The following is a 25,370-nucleotide window of genomic DNA, read 5'->3' as shown; positions in this document are numbered from 1 at the left end:
CGGCCCTCGGAAATTGAGGAGGGCGAAATGGCACTCTCGCATGACGCAATCAACGCTGGCGTCGCCCCACGCAAGATCCAGCCGGGCTGGGTGCGCATCTCGCACTGGCTCAATGCGCTGGCGGCCCTGGTGATGATGCTCTCCGGCTGGCGCATCTACAACGCTTCGCCCGTGTTTCCACCATTTCGCTTTCCCGGCGATATCACGCTTGGCGGATGGCTGGGCGGGGCGCTGCAGTGGCACTTCGCGGCCATGTGGCTGCTGTTCTTCAACGGGATCTTTTATCTGGCGATGAATCTGGCCACGGGCCGCTTTGTGCGCAAGTTCTTTCCCCTGCGACCGCGCGCCGTGTTCGATGACCTGCTTGCAGCATTGCGCGGCCGCTTGTCTCACGCCGATCTCAGTCATTACAACGCGGTGCAGAAGCTGGCCTATCTAGGGGTGATAGTGGTGCTGCTGGTGCTTGTGTTGTCCGGTATCGCGATCTGGAAGCCCGTGCAGTTTCCGCTGCTGCGCGAGATGATGGGTGGCTACGACTTCGCGCGCGTGGTTCATTTCTGCGCGATGACGCTGCTCGCCGTCTTTGTCGTGGTGCATGTGGTCATGGTGGCGTTGGTGCCGCGCAGCCTGCTGACGATGATCCGCGGACGTTGACCCAACTGGAGCATGAGTCGTGAATCCCAAATCTTCCCGATCCATCGTCGTTGACCGTCAGTCGCTGGCCATCGACGTGCGGCGCGAACTCGACGCGCCCTCGCGGCGCCTGTTTGGCAAGCGCATCCTGACCCTTGGCGGCCTGGCCATGCTGACCGGTTGCAGCCTCACCGACGAAGCGTCGGTGGAAACGATTTTATCGCGCGTGTCGCGCATGAACGATCGCGTGCAGGCTTGGCTATTCGACCCGAACCGGCTGGCCCCGACCTACACCGAGGCGGACATCACGCGGCCATTCCCGTTCAATGCGTTCTACGGTATCGACGAGGTCACCGTGGTGAACGGCGACGACTTCCGGCTCAAGGTCGGCGGGCTGGTGCAGGAAAAGAAAAGCTGGACGCTGGACGAGCTGTACGCGTTGCCCCATGCCGAGCAGATCACGCGCCATATCTGCGTGGAAGGCTGGAGCGCGATCGGGCGCTGGGGCGGCACGCCGTTTGCCGGGTTCCTGAAACGCATTGGCGCCGATACCACGGCCCGGTATGTGGGATTTCGATGTGCCGACGACTACTACGAAAGCATCGACATGGCGACGGCACTTCATCCGCAGACCTTGTTGACCTTCACTTACGATGGCGAGCGTCTTCCGCCGAAGTACGGCTTCCCGATGAAGCTGCGGATGCCGACCAAGCTTGGCTACAAGAATCCCAAGCACATCATGGAAATGTTCGTGACCAATACCTTTCCGGGCGGCTATTGGGTAGATCAGGGTTACAACTGGTTCGGAGGGTCCTGAGGCTCTGTGGTCAGACCCGCCCTGGACATCAACGAGCCCCGCGCTTCTTGTCTAACGCTCAAGGGCCAGCATGCTGGATGCTATGTCGGCCGCTGTTACGGCAAGGATTTGTCGATATGCATCCACCACGCCATCCACTTGGCCCGGCGCCGACACCTCGGCTTCGGTGCGGCCACTCAGGATCTTGCCGTCCGGTAGCCGCCTGACGGTCCAGGCGATGGTGGCCGCGGCTTGCTTTCCCACGTCGGCGTCAAGCATTACCACCTCGGCTGTCACCCGTACGGCCGGCGTGGTGGCCGGCAGGCCGTGCTGGTAGATATCGACCGCATCAAGACTCGATTGCAAATGCTGCGACAGTGCATCGCGAAGCTCGTCCGGCAATGGAGACGTCCAGCGAGACGTCTCGAGCAACTTGACGCCGCCGCCAGAGCCGTCGCGCACCATCAACTGAGCGCGATTCATGCGCTCGGGTACACGCACTGGCATGACCTCGATCCATCGTGGCGCGAGAGTCCGGCTAATTCCCGCTGGTACGGTGGTTGCCGTGTCGGATGAACCGGCCGCCAATGTGTAATAGCGCGGCTCCGGTGACGCGCAGCCGTTGATCATGACTGTCGCCGCGAGGATCAGCGGAACGAGCATGCTCTGACGCATCATCATTTATCTTCCTTTTTCCCTTGCAGGAGCGCTTCGGGATGCCGCTCCAGATAGTCGGTGAGCGTGCGCAGCGACGCGGCAGTTCGGGTGAGTTCCTGCATCATCCGTCGCGTGTCCTGCTGCAGTGATGCATCGGGCGCCAGCGCACCATTCGCGGTGGCGAGCGTACGGCGCGCATCCTGCAGCGCCGCCAGCGCCGCTGGCGCCACGTCGCCATTGACCTGCGCCACGAGCTTGTCAGCGTTGGCCAGCATCTTGTTCATCGACACCATCGCCGTTCGCGCGTCCTGTCCGATCTGTTCGAACGGAACTCTGCCGATCCGGGTCACGATGTCACCCAGCTTGGCTTGCAGTTCGTCGAAGGTGCCAGGCGTGGTGGGCAGTTGCGGCGGCGATGCGTTCAGGTCGAGCTCATCGGGCAGCGGCGCTTTCGGAAAGAAATCGAGTGCCACGTATAACTGGCCGGTCAGCAGGTTTCCGGTGCGCAATTGCGCGCGCATGCCGCGCTGTACCAGGCTGTGCACGATGGCGAGCTTGCGCGTATCGTCGGCCACGTCTTTTTCGCGCAGGCCCATGCGGGACGGATAGAGTTCGACCACCACGGGCATGCGGAAAGCCTTCTTGTCACGCTGGTATTCGATACCGATCGAGCGCACCTGCCCGACGGTCACACCGCGGAAATCGACGGGCGCGCCTGGAGACAGGCCACGCACCGACTGATCGAAATTGAGGACTGCCAAGGCAGGCGCAAGCTCATCCGGTTCCTTCATGGCTTCGGACTGGTCCGCCGCCAGCAGGAATTCGGTGTTTTCTGCGGCCGCGGTGTGCGCAGTCGAGTGCTCCGGCGCCTGGAACGCCACGCCGCCGAGCATCACCGTGACCAGCGACTGCGTGGAGAGCTTCAGCCCATTGGCATCGAGCTTGAGGTCGACGCCGCTGGCGTGCCAGAAGCGCGTATCGCCGCAGACGAGCTCGTCATAGGGCTTGTTGATGAAGACCCGCAACGTGATGTCGCGGCCGTTCGGGTCGAGCTGATAGGCCACGACATGGCCGACGGGGACGCGACGATAGTAGACCGGTGAGCCGATGTCGAGCGAGCCGAGATCTTGTGCGCGCAACACAAACTGCCTGCCCGAGGCATCGGTGGTGATCACGGGCGGAACTTCCAGCCCGGTGAAACTATGCGTGACCACGGTGGATTTGCCCGCGTCCACGCCGATATATGCGCCGGATAGCAGCGTCTCCAGCCCCGAGACGCCGCTGATGGCAAAGCGTGGCCGTACCACCCAGAAACGTGTATCGGACACGGCGAAGGATTTTGCATCCTTTGTAAGCGCAATCGTCGCAATCACATGAGAACGGTCCGCCGCAAGCCGCGCTGTCTTGACTACGCCGATCTCGACATCCTTGTAGCGCACTGGTGTTTTGCCGGGCGTCAGCCCTTCAGCGGTGCGGAATGTGACCGTGATCTCGGGCCCGCGCGACGCAAGCGTGCTGATGAACAGCGAAAGTCCGACCACTGCGGCCACGATGGGAATCAACCAGACCAGCGAAGGCAGCCAGCGTGCCGGCGGCCTGCGGACCGGCTCAGGTATCGATTGCGGCGCGTCGGGGTTAATGTGTTCGGGCATGTTCGGCTTGCGAGAGATCGATTGGCTGAGGCGACGCATTCAGGTTGTCCCATAGCAGTCGGGGATCGAAGCTGAGCGATGCGAGCATGGTGAGCACGACGACCGCGGCAAAGGCCAGCGCTCCGGCCCCTGGTGTGATGGTGGCCAGCGACCCGGCGCGTACCAAAGAGGCGAGCAGTGCGACAACGAAGACATCGAGCATGGACCATCGACCGATGAGTTCGACCACCGCGTAGAGCCGGGTCTGCTCACGTAGGCGCCAGGTCGAGCGGAGGCGCACCGTGAGCAACAGCAGCGTCAGGATCATCATCTTGAGCAGAGGCACGATCACGCTGGCAATCAGCACAATTAAGGACAGCATGTGTGAGCCCGACAGCCACAGGTAGATCACGCCCGACAGGATGGTGTCGTGCTGGGTGCCGAAGATCGACTGCGTCACCATGATCGGCAGCAGATTGGCCGGGATATAGAGCAGATAGGCAGAGAGCAGGAAGGCCCCGGCGCGCGCCATGCTGGCCGGCTTGCGATGGTGCAGGGTTGCGCCGCAGCGTGGGCAGGGCGTCCCTTCCAGCACCATCGGGCTGGGCAGCTCGCAAGCATGGCAAGCCAGCAGTCCCTGCGCGGTCGCGGTCGGGTAGTGCGACCGCGGTGCGCTCATGACGCGGTTGCGGGGAGCCGCCGGCACGTCATGCGTGATGTCGGCATCGAGGTGGCGCCAGAGGTCGCGCGGTGGAAACGACAGGATCGCGGCAAGCACTGCCACCAGCGCACCGAATGACCAGAGCGCGACGCCCGGCAGCACCTGCGCGACGGTCGATAGTTTTACCAGTGTGACGAGCACGCCGATCATGAACACCTCGATCATGCCCCACGGCCGGATAAGCAGAATGGCGCGTGCGATGTGGTGGAACGTGCGCGGCATGCGGCGCTGGGCCATCGGCACAAGCAGGAAGCCCATCATCAACAGCTCGCCCAGGGGCAGCAGCAAAGTTGTGGCGAATACGAGCAGGGCCACCGCTGTCATGTCATCGGCGTAGAGCACCTGTATCGCACCCCATAGGGTGGTCTCCATGCGCGTGCCCTTAAGGTCCATGGCGACGATCGGGAACATGTTGGAGATCAGCATCAGGATCACCGCCGTCACGACGAGCGGCAGCAGACGGCGGTAGGCCCGCGTACTGTCGCGATACAGCTGTGCCCCGCAGCGCAGACAAATGGCCCGTTCACCGGCCTGCAGTGTCGCGCGGACATGAAGTGCGTCGCAATGCTCGCACGCGATCAGCAGATCCGGATGCTGGCCAGGAGGCAGCGAAAGCAAATGGGGGTGATGCACGGCCGGGAGTCCACCGAGGAGCAGATGAAGTCCGGCATTCTGCTACATAATGACTAAATTGTCATCATGACGGTATGTATTCTTCAAGATTGGTGGCGCACACAATGCACGGCCCGCGCTGTGCCATAATCGCCCGTCGCATAAGCTTCTCTTACTGAAGATGCCCTCCGATCCTGAAATCCAAGACCATCGTCCACGTGTTGCGGCTGAACGGCGCGCGCGCATGCGCAGGCGTCTTATCGAAAGCGCGATGATCGTTTTCGCGCAGCGGGGCATTGGGTCCAGTGCGATCCCGGAAGTTATCGCGGCGGCCGGTGTCTCGCAGGGCTCGTTCTACAACTACTTCCGCACCAACGATGATCTGTTGGCGGCCGTCAGCGACGCACTCAGCCACGACATGGTGGAAATGATCGAGGGCGTCGTGGCGGATGTCGACGATCCGGCGTTGCGTGTCGCTACAGCCGGCCGGCTATATCTGCACCTGGTGCGTGCCTATCCCGTCGTCGCGCGCTTTCTCGCCGCCACGGGTTTCAGTCTCGTCGGAAAGAAAAGCGCGATATACGAACAGCTGCCAGCCGATATCAAGGATGGCGTGAAGCGTGGCGCGTTCGACGCGGACGCCGCTGACATAGGGCTGGACCTGGCGACGGGCGCGGCGCTCATCGCCGTGCAGCGCATGGCGAAAGGTAGAACGGCCAAGGATTACCCCGAACGCATCGTTCGCGCAGTGTTGAAATCGCTCGGTGTACCGGCAGCGAGCGCTGCAAAGTTGATCGCGGCGCCTCTGCCGAAGCTTGTCGCGCCACCGGAATCCCTCCTCAAGACGGCGCAGCAGAAGCTCGCCGCCCTGGCCGAAGCCGCCAGCTAGCGATCCCGCGCCGCGTCTAAGGCGCGTCGTTGATCGCGGCGCCGAGCATGTCCCCAAATAGTTCGAGGTTGGCATTGAGCGGCGAGCTGGATATGGCGTCGGCCGTAGCGCTCTCCACGCCCAGTGCGCGCAATGCCACGGCCGCGGCCAGTTCGGAAAAATCATCGCTGCACTCGCTCTCCAGCATGCGGTGCATCGCGCTCATTGCGGCGCCGGTAACGATATTGAACGCCAGCGCGATTGGCATGCGCGTGAAGCGATTGCGGCGCACCCCATCCTCGAGATCCCGGCGCACGAATTCCAGCATGCTCGGCGCCTGCCAACCCGACCATCCGAAGCGCCCCAGGATGCCGGCCACACCCGGCTGGTGTACTGCCAGCATCGAGGCCAGGCGTATGCCGCGGGCGATGTGCTCGGCAGGATCGTCATGGCTGCGCACAATGGGGTCTATCGCTCGAATCCACTGCTCGGCCATCCTGCCTATCAGTTCACGCATGATCGCTTCGGACGACGGAAAGTACTTGTAGAACGTTCCGCGCGACACCTGCGCCAGGCAGATGATGTCGTCGATCGACGGTGACGGGTTGCGATGCTCCATCAGCAACCGCAACGTACTGCCCAGTAACAGCGAGCGCATGCGCTGCCGCCGCTTGGCTGCCACGCGCTGACGATGGTCGGCCACCTCCCACAGCTCGCCTGCAGCGGCAAATCCCTTCTCTATCGCGGTCATTGATCGGTTCTCTCCTCATGGGCGGGCGGATCGGCACGGCCGCGCGCCTTCTTCGCCTCACACGCGCGACTGTCGATGTCGCCTCAGTCACACCATCTAAATATATAACATGTCATCCTGACTATTGCGTCATTATGATGTATATTTCGGGCGCTTGGGAAAGCTCGAATGCCCCAAGCAGGCCTGCTGTCACTCACGCCCGGAACGAGTCCGTTGCATTGGCTCGATGGCGCGAACCGCTGATGACGCGCAGGCGAGTGACGGACCTACTGGAGCGTAGAAATTGAACAGGAATCAGCGAGCGGCAATGCTCACCATCATCGCGGCGGCGAGCCTGCTGGCGGCGTGTACAGAGAAACCTGCGTCCGAACCGTCGGACGTAAGGCCGGTGCGGACCGTGGTCGTAGGGCGTAGCAACGGCACGATCGGCGCCAACTATTCGGGAGAGATTCGCGCGCGTTACGAAAGCCAGTTGGGCTTCCGGACGGCAGGCAAGATCGTTGCCCGGATGGTGGAAGTGGGCAGCCATGTCAAGCGCGGGCAGCCGTTGTTGCAGCTCGATCCGACCCAGGAAGCGTTGCAGGTGGCGGCCGCTGGCGCGGACGCGGATGCTGCGCGAAGCCGGGTGGCCCAGGCTCGGGTCGATGTGAAACGGACCGAACAATTGCTGGCGCAGAACTTTGCTTCGCAGGCCGAACTGGACCAGCAGCGCCTGGTGCTGAGCCAGGCCGAAGCCCAGCTTCGCTCGGCGCAGGCGCGCCAGCAACTGAACGCCAACATGCGCGGGTTCACGACGCTGGTGGCCGACCGCGACGGCGTGGTCAGCGCCATCAACGCGGAAGCCGGTCAGGTCGTGGCGGCCGGGCAGTCGATCGTCACCGTCGCGGCCGACGGCGAGCGCGAGGTGTCGATCAGCGTTCCCGAGTCGCGCGTCGACGAACTGCGCAAGGCCCAGAGGCTCACGATCACGGTGTGGGCACATCCCGAAAAATCGTGGAACGGCAAGCTGCGCGAATTGGCGCCGGACGCTGACAGCGTCACGCGTACGTACTCCGCGCGCATTTCGATCCTGGACGCGGATGCAGATGCGGATCCCAGTCTCCTTCGTCTTGGCATGACCGCTTCCGTCATGGTTCCCGACGCGGACGGCAGTGCCGCGCTTCGCGTGCCGCTGACTGCCGTCGTCGATCACGAGCGTAGCCGGCAGGTGTGGGTGGTGGACCCCAAGACATCACGGGTAAGCGCGCGCGAAGTGAAGCTTGGCGCAGCGCAGAACGACAGCGTCATGGTGGTGTCGGGTCTGGCGGCCGGCGAGACGGTGGTGAGCGCCGGCGTGCATATGCTGCAGCCCGGCCAGCAGGTGAAGGTAGCGGAGGCAGTGACCGTCGCTCAGGCGGGAGGTTCGAAGTGAAAGGCGTCAATCTGTCCGAATGGGCGCTCAAACACCCCCAGATGATCGCGTTCCTGCTGTTGCTGTTGTCCGTGGCGGGTCTGCTGGCATACGGCAGGCTGGGCCAGAAGGAAGACCCGGAATTCACGATCAAGACCATGGTGGTGCAGGCCTACTGGCCGGGAAGCTCCGCGCAGCAGATGGCCGATCAGGTTGCCGACAAGCTCGAGCGCAAGCTGCAGGAAGTGGCGGAGATCGACTATACGTCCGCCTACGTGAAGCCGGGCGAAGCGCAGATCAAGGTCAACCTGCGCGAGGAAGTGCCGCGATCGGCCGTGCCGGATGTCTGGTATCAGGTCCGCAAGAAGATCGGCGACATTCGCCATACGCTGCCACAGGGCACGCAGGGACCGTTCTTCAATGACGAGTTCGGGGACACGTTCGGCAACCTGTACGCCATTACCGGTGATGGATTCAACTATGACGACCTGAGACGGATCGCCGATGCCGCGCGTAACGAGTTCCTTCGCGTCGACGATGTCAATAAGGTCGATCTGGTCGGCAAGCAGGAACAGAAGATCTATGTGGAAGTCTCCACCGCCAAGCTTGCTTCGTTGGGCATCGATCCGGCGCTGATCGCGCAGACCCTTGCGCAAACCAATGCGGTGACTGCGGCCGGAACGGTGCAAACCAGTGCCGAGCGAGTACGGCTGGACGTGAGCGGCGAGTTCGACTCCGTCGAAGGTATTCGCGCCATCGGCATCCGTGCCGGCCAGCGTACCTTCCGGCTGGGCGATATCGCCGATGTCCGTCGCGGCTTTGTAGAGCCGGCCACCTCGCGGATGCGCTTCAACGGCAATGAGGCCATCGGCCTGGCGGTGAGCATGCGCAAGGGCGGTGACGTGATCCGGCTTGGCACGAGGCTCGATGAAGCGGTCAAGCGCATCGAATCGACCCTGCCGGTCGGCGTTCAGATTCACGCCGTCAGCGACCAGCCACGCATCGTCGAGCATTCCGTTTTCGAATTCAAGAAGAGCCTCGCCGAGGCCGTGGTCATCGTGCTGGTGGTGAGTTTTCTGTCGCTGGGGCTGCGCACTGGACTGGTCGTCGCATTGAGCATCCCGCTGGTCCTGGCCATGACGTTCCTGGCGATGTACGTGATGGGGATCGACCTGCAGCGCATCTCGCTCGGTGCACTGATCATCGCCCTTGGGCTGCTGGTGGACGACGCCATCATCGCCGTCGAAATGATGGCGCTGAAGCTCGAGCAGGGCTGGGACAAGTTCCGCGCCGCCACCTACGCCTACACGGCCACGGCATTCCCGATGCTCACCGGCACGCTGATCACGGCGGCGGGCTTTCTTCCGGTTGGCTTTGCGAAGTCCGGCACCGGCGAGTATGTGTACTCGCTGTTCCAGGTGGTGGGCATCTCGCTGCTGCTGTCGTGGGTCGTGGCCGTGCTGTTCACGCCGTACATCGGCTTCAAGCTGTTGAAGGAGCATGCACATGCCTCGCATGACGAGGAGGCGGTCTACCAGCGCGGCTTCTATGCCAAGTTCCGCCGTTTCATCGATTTCTGCCTGAGGCAACGGGTATGGGTGCTCGGCATTACGCTCGCCGCGTTCGTGGGCGCGCTGGTGCTGTTCAAGGCAGTGCCCCAGCAGTTCTTTCCGGCGTCCGACCGTGCGGAACTGATCGTGGACCTGTGGATGCCGGAGGCTTCGACGTTCGATGCCAGCCAGCGCGAGGCGCTGAAGCTCGAGGCGATGCTCAAGGGGGATCCGGACATCGTTGCGGTGACGAGCTTCGTGGGCAACGGCGCGCCGCGCTTCTATCTGCCGCTCGATGCACAGACCCCGAACCTGAACCTTGGCGAAATGATGGTGATGACCAAGGGCGGCGAGGCGCGTGAGCGTGCGAAGGAAAAACTCGAGAAGCTGTTCGCCGAGCATTTCCCTAACGTAAGGGGCCGGGTCAACCGCCTGGAGAACGGTCCGCCAGTTGGCTATCCGGTGCAATTCCGGGTCTATGGGCAGGACAACGACAAGGTCCGCGCTATCGGCGACAAGGTGGCAGCCATCATGCGCGAAGAGCCGCATGTGCGCCAGGTAAACGAGGACTGGAGCGAGCGCATCAAGCGCGTCCAGGTCGAAGTCGATCAAGACAAGGCGCGCGCGTTGGGCATTAGCTCAGGCCAGATCAAGCAGGCGCTCGAGGCGTCCATCTCAGGCACGCCGATCACGCAGTTCCGCGAGCAAGACCAGGATATCGACGTGGTGTCCCGCCTCGTCGCGGCGGAGCGCACGGATCTGAACAATCTGAAGGACGCCAAGATCTATGTACGCGATGGAAAGTTCGTGCCGGTTTCGCAGGTAGCCCGTCTAACCCTTGCCAGCGAGGAAGGGGAATTGTGGCGACGCAATCGCGTGCCGACGATGACGGTCCGTGCCGACATCGCTGGGGCGCAGGCGCCCGACGTCACCCGTGCGCTGCTGCCGCGGATCGAGGCCCTGGAAAAGGATCTGCCGCTCGGTTATGGCATCGAGATCGGCGGGGCCGCGGAATCGAGCGCGAAGGCGCAGCGCTCTGTGTTTGCGGTGATGCCGTGGACCATCATCGCGGTCCTCGTGCTGCTGATGATCCAACTGCAGGACATGAAAAAGATGGCGATTGTCCTGATGACCGCGCCGCTCGGCCTGATCGGGGTGAGCGTGATTCTCGCCGCCTTCCGGATTCCGTTCGGCTTCGTTGCAATGCTGGGTGTCATCGCGCTGGCCGGCATGATCATCCGCAACTCGGTGATCCTGGTCGTCCAGATCGACGGCGACGTACGCGCCGGCGTGCCGCTGTGGACGGCCATTGTCGAAGCGGCAGTGCGGCGGTTGCGTCCGATCGTGCTGACGGCACTGGCGGCCATCCTGGCGATGGTGCCACTCACCCATTCGGTGTTCTGGGGCCCCATGGCGTGGGCAATCATGGGCGGCCTCGCCGTGGCCACGGTGCTGACGCTCGTGTTCCTGCCGGCCCTGTATGCGACGTGGTACCGGGCCAAGCGCCCCGCGACCGTCTGATCGCAAATCTGACGTTGAGAATGATTGTGATGAAGAGTTTGAAAATGGCCCCGCGCGCCGCGCAAGTGGCGCTGGCCTGCATGCTTTGCCTGAGCGCCGCGGAGTCGAGCGCAATGGATCTGGTGGGCGCCTACGAGCAGGCATTGGCGCATGATCCGACGACGCTTGCCGCCAACGATGCGCTGGCGGCCGGGCAGGAAAAGGCCGTGCAGGGCAGGGCCCTGCTGCTTCCCAGCCTCAGGCTGCAAGGCGGCGTGGGACGCGCCGTGGTGCATTCTTCGGCGACCGACGACGGCGCGTCCCTGATCCCGCCCAATACCTCGGGCACCGTGCGCCAGGCCGGCGTAGTGCTGGTGCAGCCGATCTACGACCGGGGCGCGGTGGCCGCGAAGAAGCAATTGCGCGAGCAAACCAGCCTGGCTCAAACGCAGTTTGGCCAGTCCCGTCAGGACCTGGCCTTGCGTGTGGCAGAAGCGTACTTCGGCGTGGTGCTGGGCGAGGAGACGCTGCGCGTGGTACAGGCGGAGAAGGCGGCCTTGCGGCAGCAGCGCGACCGCGCGAAGGCGCGCTTCGATATCGGGCAAGGAAAGATCACCGATCTTCAAGAGGCCCAGGCGAGACTGGACGGCGTGGAGAGCCGCGAAGTGACGGCGCAATCCGTACTGGAGCAGCGTCGCTCGCGCTTCCAGGAGATCGTTGGCACATCGCCCGATCAGCTGAGCGGCCTCGCTGCGCGGTTTGCGCCGCGGCCGCCGGAGCCAGACAATCTTGCGGCGTGGCAGGCCAAGGGGGAGGAGCAGAGCTTCCTCGTCAAGACGCGGCAGTCGGAACTGGACATTGCCGGCGCCGAGATCGACAAGTACCGGCTCGCCAGCCGCCCGACCGTCTCGCTCGTGGCGGGTTACAGCTCGCAAGGGCAAACCGGCAATCTGGCACCTTGGGTGGCGGCCAACACGCGTTCTGCGACGGTGGGCTTGCAGGTCAACATTCCGCTGTACGCCGGGGGCGGACTCGACTCCCGCGAGCGGGAGTCCGTTGCGAAGAAGAGCCAGGCCGAGCAGGAGCTTGCCGCGGCCAGACGCGATGTGCGCCTGAACGTGCAGGATGGGTTTCTGTCGGTAAAGACCGGCGTGTCGCGTATCTCTGCGCTTGAGCAGTCGTTGACGTCGGCGCGCAGCGCTCTGGCCGCGACGATCCTCGGCCGGGACGTTGGCACCCGGACCGAGCCCGACGTGCTCGACGCACAGCAGCGTGTGTTCGCCGCGGAACTGGACGTGGTGCAGGCACGGCTGGACTACCTGCTGGGCCGCCTGCGACTTGCCGCCGCCGCGGGCGAATTGAGCGAGGACACCCTGCGGTCGCTCAACGATTGGCTCGCGTCCTGAGAGGAGCCTCCGATGCTCGGCGATCTCTATCACCATTTGAGCGGTAGTTTCCTGGCGCCAACACGCTAGTCGCGGAGATGGCGGATACCGGGGGCGTGTCGCGCTTCAGCATGGTGCCGGTGCGCTGGTGATCCGGTGTATCGGCCTGCATCCGCGCGGTTTTCTGACGTCGACGCCGTGTGCTGCTGTGGCCAAACCGCCGCGGCCCCCAAATTGAAGCTTCGGCCATTTATGACCCAGGCCGGATTGACCACACTGCGGTCGCGCCGCAAGACACAGCGCTGTCCGGATCCCCAACGTACTAGGCATAACATCATGAAGCTCTCTATCCAGCATTTGTTGCTCGCTCCCCTCCTGGTGATCGCGGCAACTTCGGCAAATGCGGCCGAATCGACGGACATGGCAGTGAAGGGCACAATCCGCCCTGCGGCCTGTGATCTGTCGCTGTCCAATGGCGGTGTGATCGACTTCAAGACCATCCCGGCCTCGTCGCTGCAGCAGTCGGCGCCCACCGCGCTTGCGCAGAAGGAAGTCACGGTGGCCATCAATTGCGAGGCCGAGACCTATGTGGCCATGAAGATGTTCGACAACCGCGCCGACACCATCGCCAATAACGTGCTGACGCCCGCCACGGGAATCTACGCCGGCAATGCATTCGGACTTGGCAAGGTCGCTGGAAAGGCCGTGGGCTCCTACGCGTTCCAAATGTTTGGCGATGATTCCTTCGTGAGCAATCTCGGCAAGAGTGCAAGACTGACCCGTTCGGACAATGGCGGCGCCACATGGTTGGGGCTGCAAGACGGCAATTACATATACGGCGGCACGCTTTACTCCTGGGCCGAAACATCGGGCGGTGCGCCTATTCGTGTCAAAACGGTGACGCAGTCGATTGCCGTTTTCACGGCACTGGCTTCCAAGGATGCGCTGCCAGACTTGACGGACACCGTCTCGCTCGACGGCTCGACTACGATCTCGCTGGTCTACCTGTAAGTACCACGCGGGGCGTCCCAGATTTGGCGCGCCCCGCGTTTTTTTGACGCCCCGGCGCCGCGTCAGAGCGCCATCTCCGATTCCTCGTGCTGCTCGGTTTCATTGCCGAGACTGCAGGGCATGAGCGTAGGCCCGAAGCGTCCGGCGTGCTCGTTATGTGCCGCTATGGCTACACAGCCGCGGTCCCCGAAATTGAAGCTTCTACCATTTATGACCCGGGTTTGATTGACCAAACTTCGGTCAGACCGCGAGACACAGCGCAGTCCGAAACCCGCAAACTACCAGGCATAACATCATGAAGCTCTCTATCCAACATCTGTTGTTCGCCCCCCTCTTGGTCGTCATGGCAACCTCCGCAAATGCGGCCGAATCGACGGACATGGCAGTGAAGGGCACGATCCGTCCTGCGGCCTGCAACCTGTCGCTGTCCAATGACGGTCTGATCGACTTTCAGACCATCTCGGGAACGTCGCTGGCGCAGTCGGCGCCCACTGAGCTTGCGCAGAAGGAAGTCACAATGACCGTCGACTGCGACGCAGAGACCTATGTGGCCGTGACGCTGGTCGACAACCGTGCCGGCACAGTTCCCAGCAACGTGCTGAAACCTGCCATCGGCATCGACGACCGCCTCGGCTTCGGGCTTGGCAAGGTCGACGGGAAGGCCGTGGGCGCCTACGCGTTCCGAACGTTTGGCAGTGATTCCTTCGTGAGCAATCTTGGCGAGAGCGTGTCGCTGTCCCGTTCGGACAATGGCGGTGCCAGTTGGGTACAGGTGGCAAACGACAATTACCTGGTCGGCAACGTCCTTTACACCTGGGCCGAAACACCGGGCGCTTCGCCCATTCGTGTCAAAACCGTGACACAGCGGATGGACGTCTTCACTGCACTGGCGTCGAAGGATGCGCTGCCAGACCTGACCGACAGCGTTTCGCTCGACGGCTCGACCACGATCTCGCTGGTCTACCTGTAAGTACCGCGCGGGGCGCGCGTCAGAATTGGCGTGCCCCGCGTTTTTTTGACGCCTTGGCGCCGCGTCAGAGCGCCATCTCCAACACCCGCGCCACGTGCACCGCATCCCTGCCGGCGCCATCGTGAATCTGATGGCGGCAACTGGTGCCATCGGCCACTACCAGCGTCTGCGCATCGGCGCGGCGCACCGCGGGCAGCAGCGACAACTCCGCCATCTTCATCGATACCTCGTGATGCTCGGCCTCATAGCCGAAACTGCCGGCCATGCCGCAGCATGACGATTCGATCAGCGCTGTCTTCAGGCCGGGAATCCAGCTCAATACCTGTTCCACGGGCCGCACCGCGTCGAACGCCTTCTGGTGGCAATGACCATGTAGCAGCGCCTCGGTGTGGCCCACGGGCTTGAGCGTGGGCGCGAAGCGTCCCGCGGCGTGCTCGCGCACCAGGAATTCCTCGAACAGGAAGGCGTTGTCCGCCAACTGACGCGCCGCATCGCCCAGGCCGTATTGCAGGAATTCGTCGCGCATCGTCAGCAGGCAAGACGGCTCGAGCCCCACCACGGCAACGCCGCGCGCCACGAAGGGCAGCAGCGTGTCGATCGCGCGTCGGGCTTCGGCGCGGGCCTCGTCGACCAGGCCTGCGGCCAGGAACGTGCGGCCACAGCACAGCGGGCGGTCGCCCGGCACTGCGGATAGATGCACCGTGTAGCCCGCGCTTTGCAGCACGCGCTGCGCGGCGCGCGCGTTATCGGGTTCCATATGATTGTTGAAGGTGTCGACGAACAGCACCACTTCCTTGCCGCCCGCCGGTGGCGCCACGTAATCTTCGCGCACGAACGCGGCTCGCCAGCGCGGCAGCGAGCGCCGGGCCGACAATCCCAGCAGGCGCTCGCCCAGCTGCGGCAGCCCTGGAACGCGATCGCGCAGGTTGAACAGCCACGGCAGCCTGCTGGCGATGCCCGCGTAGCGCGGCAGGAACGCCACCAGCCGGTCGCGCGCCCGCAAGCGGCCAGCGCGCGCATTGGCGGCGCGCACTTCGATCTTCATCTTCGCCATGTCGATGCCCGTTGGGCAATCGCGCTTGCAACCCTTGCACGACACGCACAGGTCCATGGTTTCCGTGACGGCCGGATCGAGCAGTCCCTCGTTGCCGATCTGGCCAGACAACGCCAGCCGCAGCGTATTGGCGCGGCCGCGCGTCAGGTGTTGCTCGTCGCGCGTGACGCGATAGCTCGGACACATCGTTCCCGCATCGAATTTGCGGCAGTGGCCGTTGTTGTTGCACATCTCGACCGCGGCGGCCAGCCCGCGCGCGGGATCGAAGCCGGTGCCGGGTGCGCTTTGCGCCTCGGTCACCGGGTCGCGCGTGACATTCCATGCCGACCAGTCCAGCGCCGGCTGCATTGGCTTGACGGTGTACTGCGGCGCAAAGCGGAACAGCGCCGCGTCGTCCATCTTCGGCGTGCGCACGATCTTGCCGGGATTGCAGCGATTGTCCGGATCGAACAGCGCCTTGACCTCTTCGAACGCGCGCGCCAGCGATGGCCCGAACTGCCACGCCACCCATTCGCCGCGACAGAGCCCATCGCCGTGCTCGCCCGAGTACGCGCCTTTGTATTCGCGCACCATCGCCGCGGCTTCTTCGGCGATGGCGCGCATCTTGGCCGCGCCGTCGCGACGCATGTCGAGAATCGGCCGGACGTGCAGCGTGCCAACGCTGGCGTGCGCGTACCAGGTGCCGCGCGTGCCATGCTTGTGGAACACTTCGGTCAGCCGCGACGTGTACTCGGCCAGGTGTTCCAGCGGCACCGCGCAGTCCTCGATGAACGACACCGGCTTGCCGTCGCCCTTCATGCTCATCATGATGTTCAGGCCGGCCTTGCGCACTTCCCACAGCGCCTTCTGCGGTCCCGCGTCGGGCATCTCCACGACCGATCCGGGCAGCCCGAGGTCGCTCATCAGTTCGACCAGTTGCTGCAGCCCGCGCAGCGTGGCGTCGCGGTCCTCGCCGGCAAATTCCACCAGCAGGATTGCCTCGGGCTCGCCCACCAGTGCCTTGTCGATGACGGGCCGGAATGCGGGATTGTTGCGCGCCAGGTCGATCATGGTGCGGTCGACCAGTTCCACCGCCGCGGGTTTGAGCGCGACGATATGGCGCGTCATGTCCATCGATTGGTAGAACGTCGGAAAATTCACCACGCCCAGCGTCTTGTGCGTGGGCAGCGGCGCCAACTGCAGCGTGATCTGGCGGAAATACGCGAGCGTGCCTTCGGAACCGACCAACAGGTGGGCAAGATTGACACTGCCGTCGCTGGTGTAGGGTCGTTCGCTGCGCGGCGCGAAGATGTCTAGGTTGTAGCCGCCGACACGGCGCAGCACGCGGGGATACATCTGCGCGATGGCGTCGCGTTCGCGCTCGGCGATGCGGCGCACGCCGTCGGCGATGGCGCGGTGCGGTGCGGCGTCGGCCGGCCACGTGGCGTCGAAGCGGACATCGTCGCCGTTGGCGAGGATCGCCTGCACGCCAAGCACGTTGTGCACCATGTTGCCGTACTGGATCGAGCGCGACCCGCACGAATTGTTGCCGGTCATGCCGCCGATCGTGCATTGCGCCGCCGTGGAGACATCCACCGGAAACCACAGTCCATGCGGCTTGAGCCAGGCGTTCAGATGATCGAGCACGATGCCGGGCTGCACGGTGACCGTGCGCGCCTGCGCGTCGAAATCGACGATCTGGTTCAGATACTTGCTGTTGTCGATGACCAGCGCTTCGCCGACGGTCTGGCCGCACTGGCTGGTGCCCCCGCCGCGTGGCAAGAGCGGCGCCTTGAAATCGCGCGCGATATCGAGCGCCAGGCGCGCATCGGCCTCGTCGCGCGGTACCACCACGCCGATCGGCATGATCTGGTAGATCGATGCGTCGGTGGCGTAGCGGCCGCGGCTGGCGTTATCGAACAGCACCTCGCCGCGCAGTTCGGCGTGCAGGCGCCGATATAGCGGCGATTGCAGCGCGGGCGCGGAGGCGGCGCCGGGCATGAAGCGCAGCGGTTGCACGCCGGGCGGCGTGGGGGTGACAGGCAGGGCCATAAGCGGGTGTCTCCGTTTGCGCGTACTTGCACCCCCGCCCACGCCTGCGCGATGCACGCGCCAGCGGCGCGGCCCGCGTGGACCGTCAGGCGGCGGCGTTCTGTACGCGTTCTAGTTCGGCAATCAGTGCGTCGTGCTTGTGCTGCAAATGCGCGCGCAGGATCTCGCGCAGCGCCGCGCCGTCGCGCCTCGCCAGTGCGTCGAGCATCTCGCCGTGTTCGCGTACGGCCAGATCCCACTTGTCGTGGTCGAAGTTCGAGCGAAAGCGCAGCGCCTGGATGCGCAGGTTGATTCGGCGATAGGTCTCCTCCAGGATCGGATTGCGCGCGGCGGCGTTGATTGCATCGTGGATGCGCCGGTTCAGCGCGTAGTAGTTGGGCAGGTCGCGCCGCGCATGGCACGCCAGCATCTCGTAATGCAGCGCGCGGATCTCGTTGAGTTCGGCTTCGGTGATGCGCTGGCATGCCAGGTCGCCGGACATCGCCTCGAGCGCGCCCATCATCTCGAACAGGTGGTTGATCGATTCCTGCGACAGCACCACCACTTCGGCGCCGCGATTGGGCAGCAGCGTCACCAGCCCGTCGCCGGCCAGCACCTTGAACGCCTCGCGCAGCGGGGTGCGCGACACCTGCAGCAGATCGCACAGCACGCGTTCATTGAGCCGCGTGCCCGGCGCCAGATCACCTTCCATGATCATCGTGCGCAGGCGCTGGGCAACCGCCACATGCAGGATCTGGCGGTCGACGGCTTGCGGGGAGGAGGTCGGATTTGTGCTCATCAGGGATCTTGTGGCTTGACAGTATTGTATTCAAAAACTAATGTTGGGCAAGCACGAACCGCAATCCGGTGCCATCGGCCACCGCAAGAAACACGAAAAAGCCGAAAAAATAAACGTGCGATCGTTGATTTATAAGGGTTTATCGCGCAGCGACGGGCGTTTGTGCCGGCCAACATTATCCTGCATCCCGGCCCCGCAGTGCAGCCCTGTTTTTTGAATACAAAATTCAAATTTGAGGACACGAGGCGACATGATCCGACTGAATTCCCATCCCAGCGGCCGGCATTTCCTGCAGATTCCCGGGCCCACCAACGTCCCCGACCGTGTGCTGCGCGCGATGGACTATCCGACCATCGACCATCGCGGCCCCGAGTTCCAGCAACTGGGCAAGAAGGTGCTTGCCGATATCCGCAAGGTGTTCCAGACCGCCCAGCCCGTGGTGATCTACCCGGCGTCGGGCACGGGCGCGTGGGAGGCCGCGCTGGTCAACACGCTGTCGCCCGGCGACAAGGTGCTGATGTTCGAAACCGGCCATTTCGCGTCGCTGTGGAAAAAGATGGCGGACAAGCTTGGGCTCGATCCCGAATTCATCGTCGGCGACTGGCGTCATGGCGTGGACGCCGCTGCGATCGGCGCGCGCCTGGCCGAGGACCGCGCTCACCAGATCAAGGCGGTCTGCGTGGTCCACAACGAAACGTCGACCGGCGTGACGTCCGATATCGCGGCCGTGCGCCGCGCCATCGATGCGGCCGGTCATCCGGCGCTGCTGCTCGTGGACACCATTTCCTCGCTGGGATCGGTCGACTATCGGCATGACGAATGGGGCGTCGACGTGACCGTTTCGGGGTCGCAGAAGGGCCTGATGCTGCCGCCGGGCATCTCCTTCAACGCGGTAAGCCAGAAGGCCATCGCGGCGTCAGCCACGGCGAAGCTGCCGAAGGCCTTCTGGGGCTGGGAGGAAATCCTGGAATCCAACAAGAACGGCTTCTGGCCGTACACGCCGGCCACCAACCTGCTCTACGGCCTGTCCGAAGCTTGCGACATGCTGTTCGAGGAAGGCTTGCCGAACGTCTTCGCGCGGCATCGGCGCCATGCCGAAGCCACGCGCGCCTGCGTGAACGCATGGGGTCTGGAGATCCTGTGCCAGAACCCCGCGGAATACAGCCCCGCGCTTACGGCCGTGGTGATGCCCGACGGCCATAGCGCCGACGCGCTGCGCAAGGTGGTGCTCGAAAACTTCAACATGTCGCTGGGACAGGGCTTGTCGAAGCTGTCCGGCAAGGTGTTCCGGATCGGCCATCTCGGCGATTTCAACGACCTGACGCTGATGGGCACGCTGTCGGGCGTGGAGATGGGACTGGCGCTGGCCGGCGTGCCGCATCGCAGCGGCGGCGTGCTGGCCGCGATGGAAAGCCTGCGCAACGCCGCGGCGTCGCAGCCGGCGCTGCGCGTGGCGTAACACCGCAAGGCGCCGCCCGATGGCATGCGATCGCAACCGATCGCATGCCGTCGGCGCCGCGTACGCCGTGTTTTACCTGGCTGGAAAGCGCGGCGCGAAAGAACAGATAACAGAAAGCAGAAAACAGAAAGCAGAAGCAGAACCCGAAGCAGAACCCGAAGCCGTAGTCGAGGGCGCCCGCAAGAGGCGCTCCGCCACCCAAAGGAGACAGACCATGACGTACCGTTATGCCGTGCGCGCGCTTGCGTGCGCCTCGCTGTTTGGTGTCGCGCTGGCCGCCGCGCCGGCGTTTGCATGGGAACCGACCAAGCCGGTCGAGGTGATCGTGCCGTTCAGCGCGGGCGGCGCGTCGGACCAGATGGCGCGCTCGATACAGGGCATCATCGCCAAGCACAAGCTGATGAACCAGCCGATGATCGTGGTGAACAAGGCCGGCGCCAGCGGTGCGGAAGGGCTGATGGACACCAAGGCGTCGAAGGGCGACGCGCACAAGCTGCTGGTTACGTCGTCGGCGTTGTACACGGTGCCGATGATCAGCCAGTTGCCGTTCAACTGGCGCGACCTGACGCCGGTGGCGATGGTCGCGATGGATGAATTCGTGCTGTGGACCAACGCCAGCGCGCCATACAAGACGCCGGCCGACTATATCGCCGAGGCAAAGAAGAGTCCGGGCAAGCTCAAGATGGGCGGCACCAGTTCCAAGCGCGAAGACCAGATCATCGTTGCGCAGGTCGAGCGCAAGGCGGGCGTGCGCTTCATCTACATTCCGTACAAGGGCGGCGGCGAGGCGGCCACGCAGTTGTCGGGCAACCACATCGATTCCAACGTCAATAACCCGTCGGAATCGATCGGCCAGTGGCGCGCCGGCGAACATCGCGCGCTGTGCGTGTTCGCGCCGGAACGCATGCAATACAAGACCAAGATCACCGCCACGCAAAGCTGGGGTGACATCCCCACCTGCAAGGAACAGGGCCTGGACGTGCAGTACCAGATGCTGCGCGTGTTCATGCTGCCGGGTGGCGTCACGCCGGATCAGCAGAAGTTCTATGTGGACCTGATGCAGAAGGTGGTCGCCACGCCCGAGTGGAAGGAATACCTCGAGAAGAACGCGCTCAAGAACGATTTCCTGACCGGCCAGAAGCTGACGGAATTCCTGACGACCGACGAGACGCGCCACAAGGACATCATCAAGGAAGCCGGTTTCCTGGCCGCCAAGTGATGGGGATCGCTGTCGCCGCACGGCCGCATGGCCGCGCGCGGCAGCGTCGAATGCGCGAATGCGCAGGGCAGGACACGGGCAGGCGCGTGCGGCCGCGCAAGGTGGCGTGCGACGCGCCCGAGTCCTTTCCCGGCAGTCCAATCTTCCGATGCCATGGCGACGCAGAACGCCAAGGGGACAATCCATGAGCGAACAAACACATGACGCCGCCGCGCCGGCGGCGCTGACGGTGCGCACGGCGGAAATCGCCGTGGCCGTGCTGATTGCGATCGGCGCGGTGGTGGTGATGGTGACCAACTATCAGATCGGCGCCGGCTGGGCGCCGGACGGCCCGCAGGCCGGCTATTTTCCGCTGCGCATCGGCGCGCTGATCTTCATTTCCTGCCTGGCGGTACTGTGGCAGGCGCTGCGCTCGCGCAACGATACGGTGTTCGTCACATGGCCGCAGTTGCGGCAGGTGGCGGTGATTCTCGTGCCGCTGACCGTCTACGTGGCGCTGATCGCGTTCATCGGCATCTATGTGGCGTCCACCGTGTTCATTGCCGGATTCATGCGCGTCGTCGGCAAGTTCGCGTGGTGGCGCGCCGTGCTGACTGGCGTGGCGATCAACGTGGTGCTGTTCTGGATCTTCGAGATGCAGTTCCGCGTGCCGCTGCCCAAGGGGCCGCTCGAAGCGGCCTTTGGATTCTGAGGGGACGGGCATGGAAGAACTCAATGCACTGATGGGCGGCTTTGCCGTGGCGATGTCGTGGCACAACGTCGGCCTGATGCTGGTGGGCATTCTGCTCGGCATCGTGGTGGGCGTGCTGCCGGGCCTGGGCGGGCCGAATGGCGTGGCGATCCTGCTGCCACTGACGTTTTCGATGGAGCCCACATCGGCCATCATCATGTTGTCCTGCATCTACTGGGGCGCGCTGTTCGGCGGCGCCATCACGTCGATCCTGTTCAACATTCCTGGCGAGGCGTGGTCGGTGGCCACCACCTTCGACGGCTATCCCATGGCGCAGCAGGGCGAGGCGGGACGCGCGCTGACGTCGGCCTTTACCGGATCGTTCCTGGGCGCACTGGCCGGCGTGTTGTTGATCACGTTCCTGGCGCCGATGGTGGCGAAGTTTGCGCTGCGTTTCGGGCCGCCGGAATTCTTCGCGGTGTATTTCCTGACCTTCTGCAGCTTTATCGGCATGGGCAAGGAAGCCAAGGCCAAGATCGTGATCGCCATGTGCATCGGCTTTGCGCTCGCGGCGGTGGGCATGGATACGGTATCGGGCACGCTGCGCATGACCTTCGGATCCACCGAGCTGTTGCGCGGTTTCGATTTCCTCGTCGTTGTGATCGGCCTGTTCGGCATCAGCGAGATCCTGATGACGATGGAGGAAGGCGTGGCGTTTCGCGGCAAGCGCGCCAACATCGACCTCAAGGTGGTGCTCAAGACCTGGGCCGAGCTGCCGCGCTACTGGATGACGCTGATCCGCTCGTCGCTGATCGGTTGCTGGCTGGGCGTGACGCCGGGCGGCGCCACAGCGGCGTCGTTCATGGGCTATGGCGTGGCCAAGCGGTTCTCGCGCAAGCGCGAGACGTTCGGCAAGGGCAATGTGGAAGGCGTGATCGCGCCTGAATGCGCGGCGCATGCGGCCGGCACGAGCGCGTTGCTGCCGATGCTGGCGCTTGGCATCCCCGGGTCGGCCACGGCGGCGGTGCTGCTCGGCGGCCTGATGATCTGGGGCCTGCAGCCGGGCCCGCTGCTGTTTGCCGAGCAAAAGACCTTTGTGTGGGGCCTGATCGCCAGCATGTACCTGGGCAACCTTGCCGGGCTGATCGTGGTGCTGTCGACGGTGCCGCTGTTTGCCGCGATCCTGCGCATCCCCTTCGCGATCATCGCGCCGCTGATCCTGGTGGTCTGCGCCATCGGCGCGTTCACCGTGCACAACGCGATGTTCGATGTCTGGCTGATGCTGATCTTCGGCGTGATCGGCTACGTGCTCAAGAAGCTCGACTATCCGCTCGCGCCGCTGGTGCTGGCGCTGGTGCTCGGCGACCGCGCCGAAGACGCGTTCCGCCAGACCATGCTGATGTCGCAAGGCGAGATGAATGTGTTCTGGTCCAATCCGCTGGTGGGCTCGATCATGGCGCTGGCCGTGGTGATCCTGGTGTGGCCGGTGCTTGGCGCACTGTTCGAGAAAACCCGCCGCCGCAAGATGGTTTCCGCCCACGAAGGAGCTGCCGAATGAGCGAAGAGAATCCGCAGGCGCCGACGCTGCTGGTAACGCGAGACGATGCAATCGCCACCATCGTCCTCAATCGTCCCGCCAAACTCAATGCCTTCACGCTCGACATGTGGCGCCAGCTGGGCGACGCGTTTCGCGCGCTGTCCGCCGACGACACGGTACGTTGCGTGATCGTGCGCGGCGCCGGCGAGAAGGCGTTTTCGCCCGGCAACGACATCGGCGAATTTGCCACCGCGCGCTCGAACAAGGCGCAGGCCGTGGCCTATGGTGCGGTGATGCATGCCACGGCGCAGGCCATGCTCGATTGCCCGCATCCCGTGGTGGCGCAGATCCATGGCATCTGCGTCGGCGGCGGCCTGGAAGTGGCGGCGATGGCCGACCTGCGCATCTGTGGACAAGGCAGCCGTTTCGGCGCGCCGATCAAGAACCTTGGGCTCGTGATGGCGCATGCCGAGATGGCGCCGCTGATCGGCCTGATCGGCACCTCGCGCACGCTTGAGCTGCTGTTCGAGGGACGCATCGTCGATGCCGAAGAAGCGCTGGCGATGGGACTGGTGTCGCGCGTCGTGCCGGACGACCGCGTGGCTGACGAGGCGCGCGCCACCGCCATGCGCATTGCGGCGGGCGCACCGCTGGTGGCGCGCTGGCACAAGAAATTTGCGCGGCAACTGGCGGCTGGCCAGCCATTGTCGCCGGCCGATATCGACGAGGCGTTCGACTGTTTCGACACCGAGGATTTTCGCACCGGATATCGCGCGTTCCTGGCCAAGGAAACGCCCCGGTTCAACGGCCGCTGATGCGCGCCCTGAAAGGAGTACCGATGTCTGCAGCCACTTCCGCTACTTCCGCCACTTCCGTGCAGCACGGCGCATTGTCGGGTTTGCGCGTGCTGGAGCTCGCCCAGATCATGGCCGGGCCGACCTGCGGCATGATGCTGGCCGATCTGGGCGCCGATGTGATCAAGATCGAGAAGATCGACGGCGGCGACGATGCGCGCGGCTATCGCGAGCCCACCATCCAGGGCGTCTCGGCGCCGTTCCTGATGCTGAACCGCAACAAGCGCGGCATTGCCTTGGACCTGAAGCAGCCGGAGGGCCGCGAGGTGTTCCTGCGCATGGTGCGCAACGCCGACGTAGTGATCGAAAACTTCCGCAAGGGCACGCTGGAAAAGCTCGGGCTCGGCTACGACACGCTGTCGCAGGAGAATCCCGGCCTGATCTACTGCGCGATTTCCGGCTACGGCCGCACCGGCCCCTTTGCCGACAAGGGCGGCTTCGATCTGATTGCGCAGGGCTTTACCGGGCTGATGAGCATCACGGGCGAAGAGGGTGGCCCGCCCTTGCGTACCGGTAATTCGATTGCCGATATCAACGCGGGGCTGCTGGCGGCGTTCGGCATTCTGGCTGCCTACCAGCATCGGCAAAAGACCGGTCGCGGACAGGTGGTGGAAACGTCGCTGATAGAGGCCGGGCTGCAGCAGCTGTACTGGCATGCGGCGATTCATTTCGCCACCGGCGAATCGCCGGGGCCAAGCGGATCGGCGCATGTGCTGGCAACCCCGTACCAGGCATTTCCGACCCAGGACGGGCACATCATTGTGGGCGGCGCCAACGAGAAAAACTGGGCGCGCATCGCGCAGGTGCTGGGCCATCCCGAATGGATCGACGATCCACGCTATCGCCTGAATGCCGATCGCATGCGTCATCGCGATACGCTCCTGCCGGCGATGGCCGCGATCCTGCAAACGCAGTCGTCGGCGCACTGGCTCGCGGCGTTCGATGCCGCGGGCGTGCCGGCAGGTCCGGTGCACTCGATTGGCGAGGCGCTGAATCATCCGCAGACGCTGGCGCGCGGCATGGTGGTACGCCAGCAGCATCCGGAGGCGGGGCCGATCCGCACGCTTGGCCTGCCGATCCAGCTATCGGAAACGCCGGCGCAATATCATCGCCCGTCGCCGCGGCTCGGCGAACATACGCGCGCGTTGCTGGCGGAATGCGGCTATGCGGAAGCGGAGATCGATGCGATGCTGCGCGCCGGCGTGGTGGCCGAAGCAGCCGCCGCGGCGTCGGCCGTGGCCGAGGCGTAGCACACGCGGTGTGACGGCGCGCGGCGCGGGGCCGCGCGCTTCA

20 protein-coding genes are annotated in these 25,370 nt (G+C 64.2%); 14 read left to right on the top strand and 6 right to left on the bottom strand.

What is annotated here, in order from left to right:
• The first annotated feature begins 27 nt into the window (after positions 1 to 27).
• Together AC1RKI_RS22100 and AC1RKI_RS22095 are read left to right on the top strand one after the other, a co-directional pair.
• The gene (locus AC1RKI_RS22100) at positions 28 to 654 is read left to right on the top strand and encodes a cytochrome b/b6 domain-containing protein (protein ID WP_061953862.1); all 627 of its coding nucleotides are present in this window, start codon (positions 28 to 30) and stop codon (positions 652 to 654) included.
• A 19-nt stretch (positions 655 to 673) separates the two neighbouring features.
• Positions 674 to 1,450, top strand: coding sequence for a molybdopterin-dependent oxidoreductase (locus tag AC1RKI_RS22095; RefSeq protein ID WP_492797124.1), 777 nt, complete (start codon positions 674 to 676; stop codon positions 1,448 to 1,450).
• A gap of 51 nt (positions 1,451 to 1,501) precedes the next feature.
• Here AC1RKI_RS22095 and AC1RKI_RS22090 read toward each other — a convergent pair whose 3' ends face one another.
• The 3 genes from AC1RKI_RS22090 to AC1RKI_RS22080 are packed head-to-tail and all read right to left on the bottom strand — an operon-like array spanning position 1,502 to position 5,071.
• A complete protein-coding gene (locus tag AC1RKI_RS22090; protein ID WP_492797122.1) occupies positions 1,502 to 2,110 on the bottom strand; it encodes a PqiC family protein in 609 nt (202 codons plus the stop codon).
• Positions 2,107 to 3,738 (bottom strand): PqiB family protein, encoded by a 1,632-nt coding sequence (locus AC1RKI_RS22085; RefSeq protein ID WP_492797120.1) that lies wholly within the window; start codon positions 3,736 to 3,738, stop codon positions 2,107 to 2,109. The genes AC1RKI_RS22090 and AC1RKI_RS22085 overlap by 4 nt, the downstream gene beginning before the upstream one ends.
• A complete protein-coding gene (locus AC1RKI_RS22080; protein ID WP_492797118.1) occupies positions 3,722 to 5,071 on the bottom strand; it encodes a PqiA/YebS family transporter subunit in 1,350 nt (449 codons plus the stop codon). Before AC1RKI_RS22080 ends, AC1RKI_RS22085 begins: the two co-directional genes overlap by 17 nt.
• A gap of 160 nt (positions 5,072 to 5,231) precedes the next feature.
• Here AC1RKI_RS22080 and AC1RKI_RS22075 point away from each other — a divergent pair, with 160 nt between their 5' ends.
• Positions 5,232 to 5,939, top strand: coding sequence for a TetR/AcrR family transcriptional regulator (locus tag AC1RKI_RS22075; protein ID WP_492797116.1), 708 nt, complete (start codon positions 5,232 to 5,234; stop codon positions 5,937 to 5,939).
• A gap of 16 nt (positions 5,940 to 5,955) precedes the next feature.
• Here AC1RKI_RS22075 and AC1RKI_RS22070 read toward each other — a convergent pair whose 3' ends face one another.
• Entirely contained in the window at positions 5,956 to 6,669 is a 714-nt protein-coding gene (locus tag AC1RKI_RS22070) for a TetR/AcrR family transcriptional regulator (protein ID WP_061953853.1), read from the bottom strand.
• A 307-nt stretch (positions 6,670 to 6,976) separates the two neighbouring features.
• On the opposite strand from AC1RKI_RS22070, the gene AC1RKI_RS22065 reads away from it, so the two are divergent.
• The 5 genes from AC1RKI_RS22065 (at position 6,977) to AC1RKI_RS22045 (ending at position 14,475) form a co-directional block, all read left to right on the top strand.
• A complete protein-coding gene (locus AC1RKI_RS22065) occupies positions 6,977 to 8,080 on the top strand; it encodes an efflux RND transporter periplasmic adaptor subunit (protein ID WP_492797114.1) in 1,104 nt (367 codons plus the stop codon).
• Entirely contained in the window at positions 8,077 to 11,130 is a 3,054-nt protein-coding gene (locus tag AC1RKI_RS22060) for an efflux RND transporter permease subunit (protein ID WP_492797112.1), read from the top strand. Before AC1RKI_RS22065 ends, AC1RKI_RS22060 begins: the two co-directional genes overlap by 4 nt.
• A 29-nt stretch (positions 11,131 to 11,159) precedes the next feature.
• Positions 11,160 to 12,515 carry a TolC family outer membrane protein gene (locus AC1RKI_RS22055; protein ID WP_492797110.1) on the top strand — a complete coding sequence of 452 codons (1,356 nt, stop codon included), beginning with the start codon at positions 11,160 to 11,162 and terminating at the stop codon, positions 12,513 to 12,515.
• A 231-nt stretch (positions 12,516 to 12,746) separates the two neighbouring features.
• On the top strand, positions 12,747 to 13,505 hold the full coding sequence (locus tag AC1RKI_RS22050) for a DUF1120 domain-containing protein (RefSeq protein ID WP_492797108.1): 759 nt from the start codon (positions 12,747 to 12,749) through the stop codon (positions 13,503 to 13,505).
• 295 nt (positions 13,506 to 13,800) lie between these two features.
• On the top strand, positions 13,801 to 14,475 hold the full coding sequence (locus tag AC1RKI_RS22045) for a DUF1120 domain-containing protein (protein WP_244788387.1): 675 nt from the start codon (positions 13,801 to 13,803) through the stop codon (positions 14,473 to 14,475).
• Between the two features lie 64 nt (positions 14,476 to 14,539).
• Here the strand turns inward: AC1RKI_RS22045 and AC1RKI_RS22040 are convergent, their stop codons facing one another.
• Complete coding sequence (locus AC1RKI_RS22040; protein ID WP_492797106.1) at positions 14,540 to 17,560, bottom strand: FAD-binding and (Fe-S)-binding domain-containing protein; 3,021 nt, start codon at positions 17,558 to 17,560, stop codon at positions 14,540 to 14,542.
• A gap of 85 nt (positions 17,561 to 17,645) precedes the next feature.
• Positions 17,646 to 18,338, bottom strand: coding sequence for a GntR family transcriptional regulator (locus AC1RKI_RS22035; protein WP_061953841.1), 693 nt, complete (start codon positions 18,336 to 18,338; stop codon positions 17,646 to 17,648).
• 250 nt (positions 18,339 to 18,588) lie between these two features.
• Between AC1RKI_RS22035 and AC1RKI_RS22030 the strand changes: the two genes are divergently transcribed.
• From AC1RKI_RS22030 to AC1RKI_RS22005, 6 genes are all read left to right on the top strand, one after another.
• Entirely contained in the window at positions 18,589 to 19,797 is a 1,209-nt protein-coding gene (locus AC1RKI_RS22030) for a pyridoxal-phosphate-dependent aminotransferase family protein (RefSeq protein WP_490713519.1), read from the top strand.
• A 214-nt stretch (positions 19,798 to 20,011) separates the two neighbouring features.
• Complete coding sequence (locus tag AC1RKI_RS22025; RefSeq protein WP_061953837.1) at positions 20,012 to 21,016, top strand: Bug family tripartite tricarboxylate transporter substrate binding protein; 1,005 nt, start codon at positions 20,012 to 20,014, stop codon at positions 21,014 to 21,016.
• Between the two features lie 184 nt (positions 21,017 to 21,200).
• Positions 21,201 to 21,707 carry a tripartite tricarboxylate transporter TctB family protein gene (locus AC1RKI_RS22020; RefSeq protein WP_150979763.1) on the top strand — a complete coding sequence of 169 codons (507 nt, stop codon included), beginning with the start codon at positions 21,201 to 21,203 and terminating at the stop codon, positions 21,705 to 21,707.
• 10 nt (positions 21,708 to 21,717) lie between these two features.
• A complete protein-coding gene (locus AC1RKI_RS22015) occupies positions 21,718 to 23,244 on the top strand; it encodes a tripartite tricarboxylate transporter permease (protein WP_251165014.1) in 1,527 nt (508 codons plus the stop codon).
• Complete coding sequence (locus tag AC1RKI_RS22010) at positions 23,241 to 24,038, top strand: enoyl-CoA hydratase/isomerase family protein (RefSeq protein ID WP_490713517.1); 798 nt, start codon at positions 23,241 to 23,243, stop codon at positions 24,036 to 24,038. The genes AC1RKI_RS22015 and AC1RKI_RS22010 overlap by 4 nt, the downstream gene beginning before the upstream one ends.
• Positions 24,039 to 24,061: 23 nt before the next feature.
• Positions 24,062 to 25,327, top strand: coding sequence for a CaiB/BaiF CoA transferase family protein (locus AC1RKI_RS22005; protein WP_061953988.1), 1,266 nt, complete (start codon positions 24,062 to 24,064; stop codon positions 25,325 to 25,327).
• Positions 25,328 to 25,370 lie beyond the last annotated feature (43 nt).

This window comes from Cupriavidus sp. GW822-FHT06G04, assembly GCF_058799075.1.
This window is presented reverse-complemented; position numbering and strand designations above follow the sequence as displayed.

What these genes read in the sequence shown, in the direction of transcription:
- AC1RKI_RS22070 (WP_061953853.1), bottom strand. Translation starts at nt 6,669, where the DNA reads ATGACCGCGATAGAGAAGGGATTTGCCGCTGCAGGCGAGCTGTGGGAG.
- AC1RKI_RS22015 (WP_251165014.1), top strand. Translation starts at nt 21,718, where the DNA reads ATGGAAGAACTCAATGCACTGATGGGCGGCTTTGCCGTGGCGATGTCG.
- AC1RKI_RS22020 (WP_150979763.1), top strand. Translation starts at nt 21,201, where the DNA reads ATGAGCGAACAAACACATGACGCCGCCGCGCCGGCGGCGCTGACGGTG.
- AC1RKI_RS22030 (WP_490713519.1), top strand. Translation starts at nt 18,589, where the DNA reads ATGATCCGACTGAATTCCCATCCCAGCGGCCGGCATTTCCTGCAGATT.
- AC1RKI_RS22040 (WP_492797106.1), bottom strand. Translation starts at nt 17,560, where the DNA reads ATGGCCCTGCCTGTCACCCCCACGCCGCCCGGCGTGCAACCGCTGCGC.
- AC1RKI_RS22085 (WP_492797120.1), bottom strand. Translation starts at nt 3,738, where the DNA reads ATGCCCGAACACATTAACCCCGACGCGCCGCAATCGATACCTGAGCCG.
- AC1RKI_RS22100 (WP_061953862.1), top strand. Translation starts at nt 28, where the DNA reads ATGGCACTCTCGCATGACGCAATCAACGCTGGCGTCGCCCCACGCAAG.
- AC1RKI_RS22065 (WP_492797114.1), top strand. Translation starts at nt 6,977, where the DNA reads ATGCTCACCATCATCGCGGCGGCGAGCCTGCTGGCGGCGTGTACAGAG.
- AC1RKI_RS22025 (WP_061953837.1), top strand. Translation starts at nt 20,012, where the DNA reads ATGACGTACCGTTATGCCGTGCGCGCGCTTGCGTGCGCCTCGCTGTTT.
- AC1RKI_RS22050 (WP_492797108.1), top strand. Translation starts at nt 12,747, where the DNA reads ATGACCCAGGCCGGATTGACCACACTGCGGTCGCGCCGCAAGACACAG.
- AC1RKI_RS22035 (WP_061953841.1), bottom strand. Translation starts at nt 18,338, where the DNA reads ATGAGCACAAATCCGACCTCCTCCCCGCAAGCCGTCGACCGCCAGATC.
- AC1RKI_RS22075 (WP_492797116.1), top strand. Translation starts at nt 5,232, where the DNA reads ATGCCCTCCGATCCTGAAATCCAAGACCATCGTCCACGTGTTGCGGCT.
- AC1RKI_RS22090 (WP_492797122.1), bottom strand. Translation starts at nt 2,110, where the DNA reads ATGATGATGCGTCAGAGCATGCTCGTTCCGCTGATCCTCGCGGCGACA.
- AC1RKI_RS22055 (WP_492797110.1), top strand. Translation starts at nt 11,160, where the DNA reads ATGAAGAGTTTGAAAATGGCCCCGCGCGCCGCGCAAGTGGCGCTGGCC.
- AC1RKI_RS22005 (WP_061953988.1), top strand. Translation starts at nt 24,062, where the DNA reads ATGTCTGCAGCCACTTCCGCTACTTCCGCCACTTCCGTGCAGCACGGC.
- AC1RKI_RS22045 (WP_244788387.1), top strand. Translation starts at nt 13,801, where the DNA reads ATGAAGCTCTCTATCCAACATCTGTTGTTCGCCCCCCTCTTGGTCGTC.
- AC1RKI_RS22010 (WP_490713517.1), top strand. Translation starts at nt 23,241, where the DNA reads ATGAGCGAAGAGAATCCGCAGGCGCCGACGCTGCTGGTAACGCGAGAC.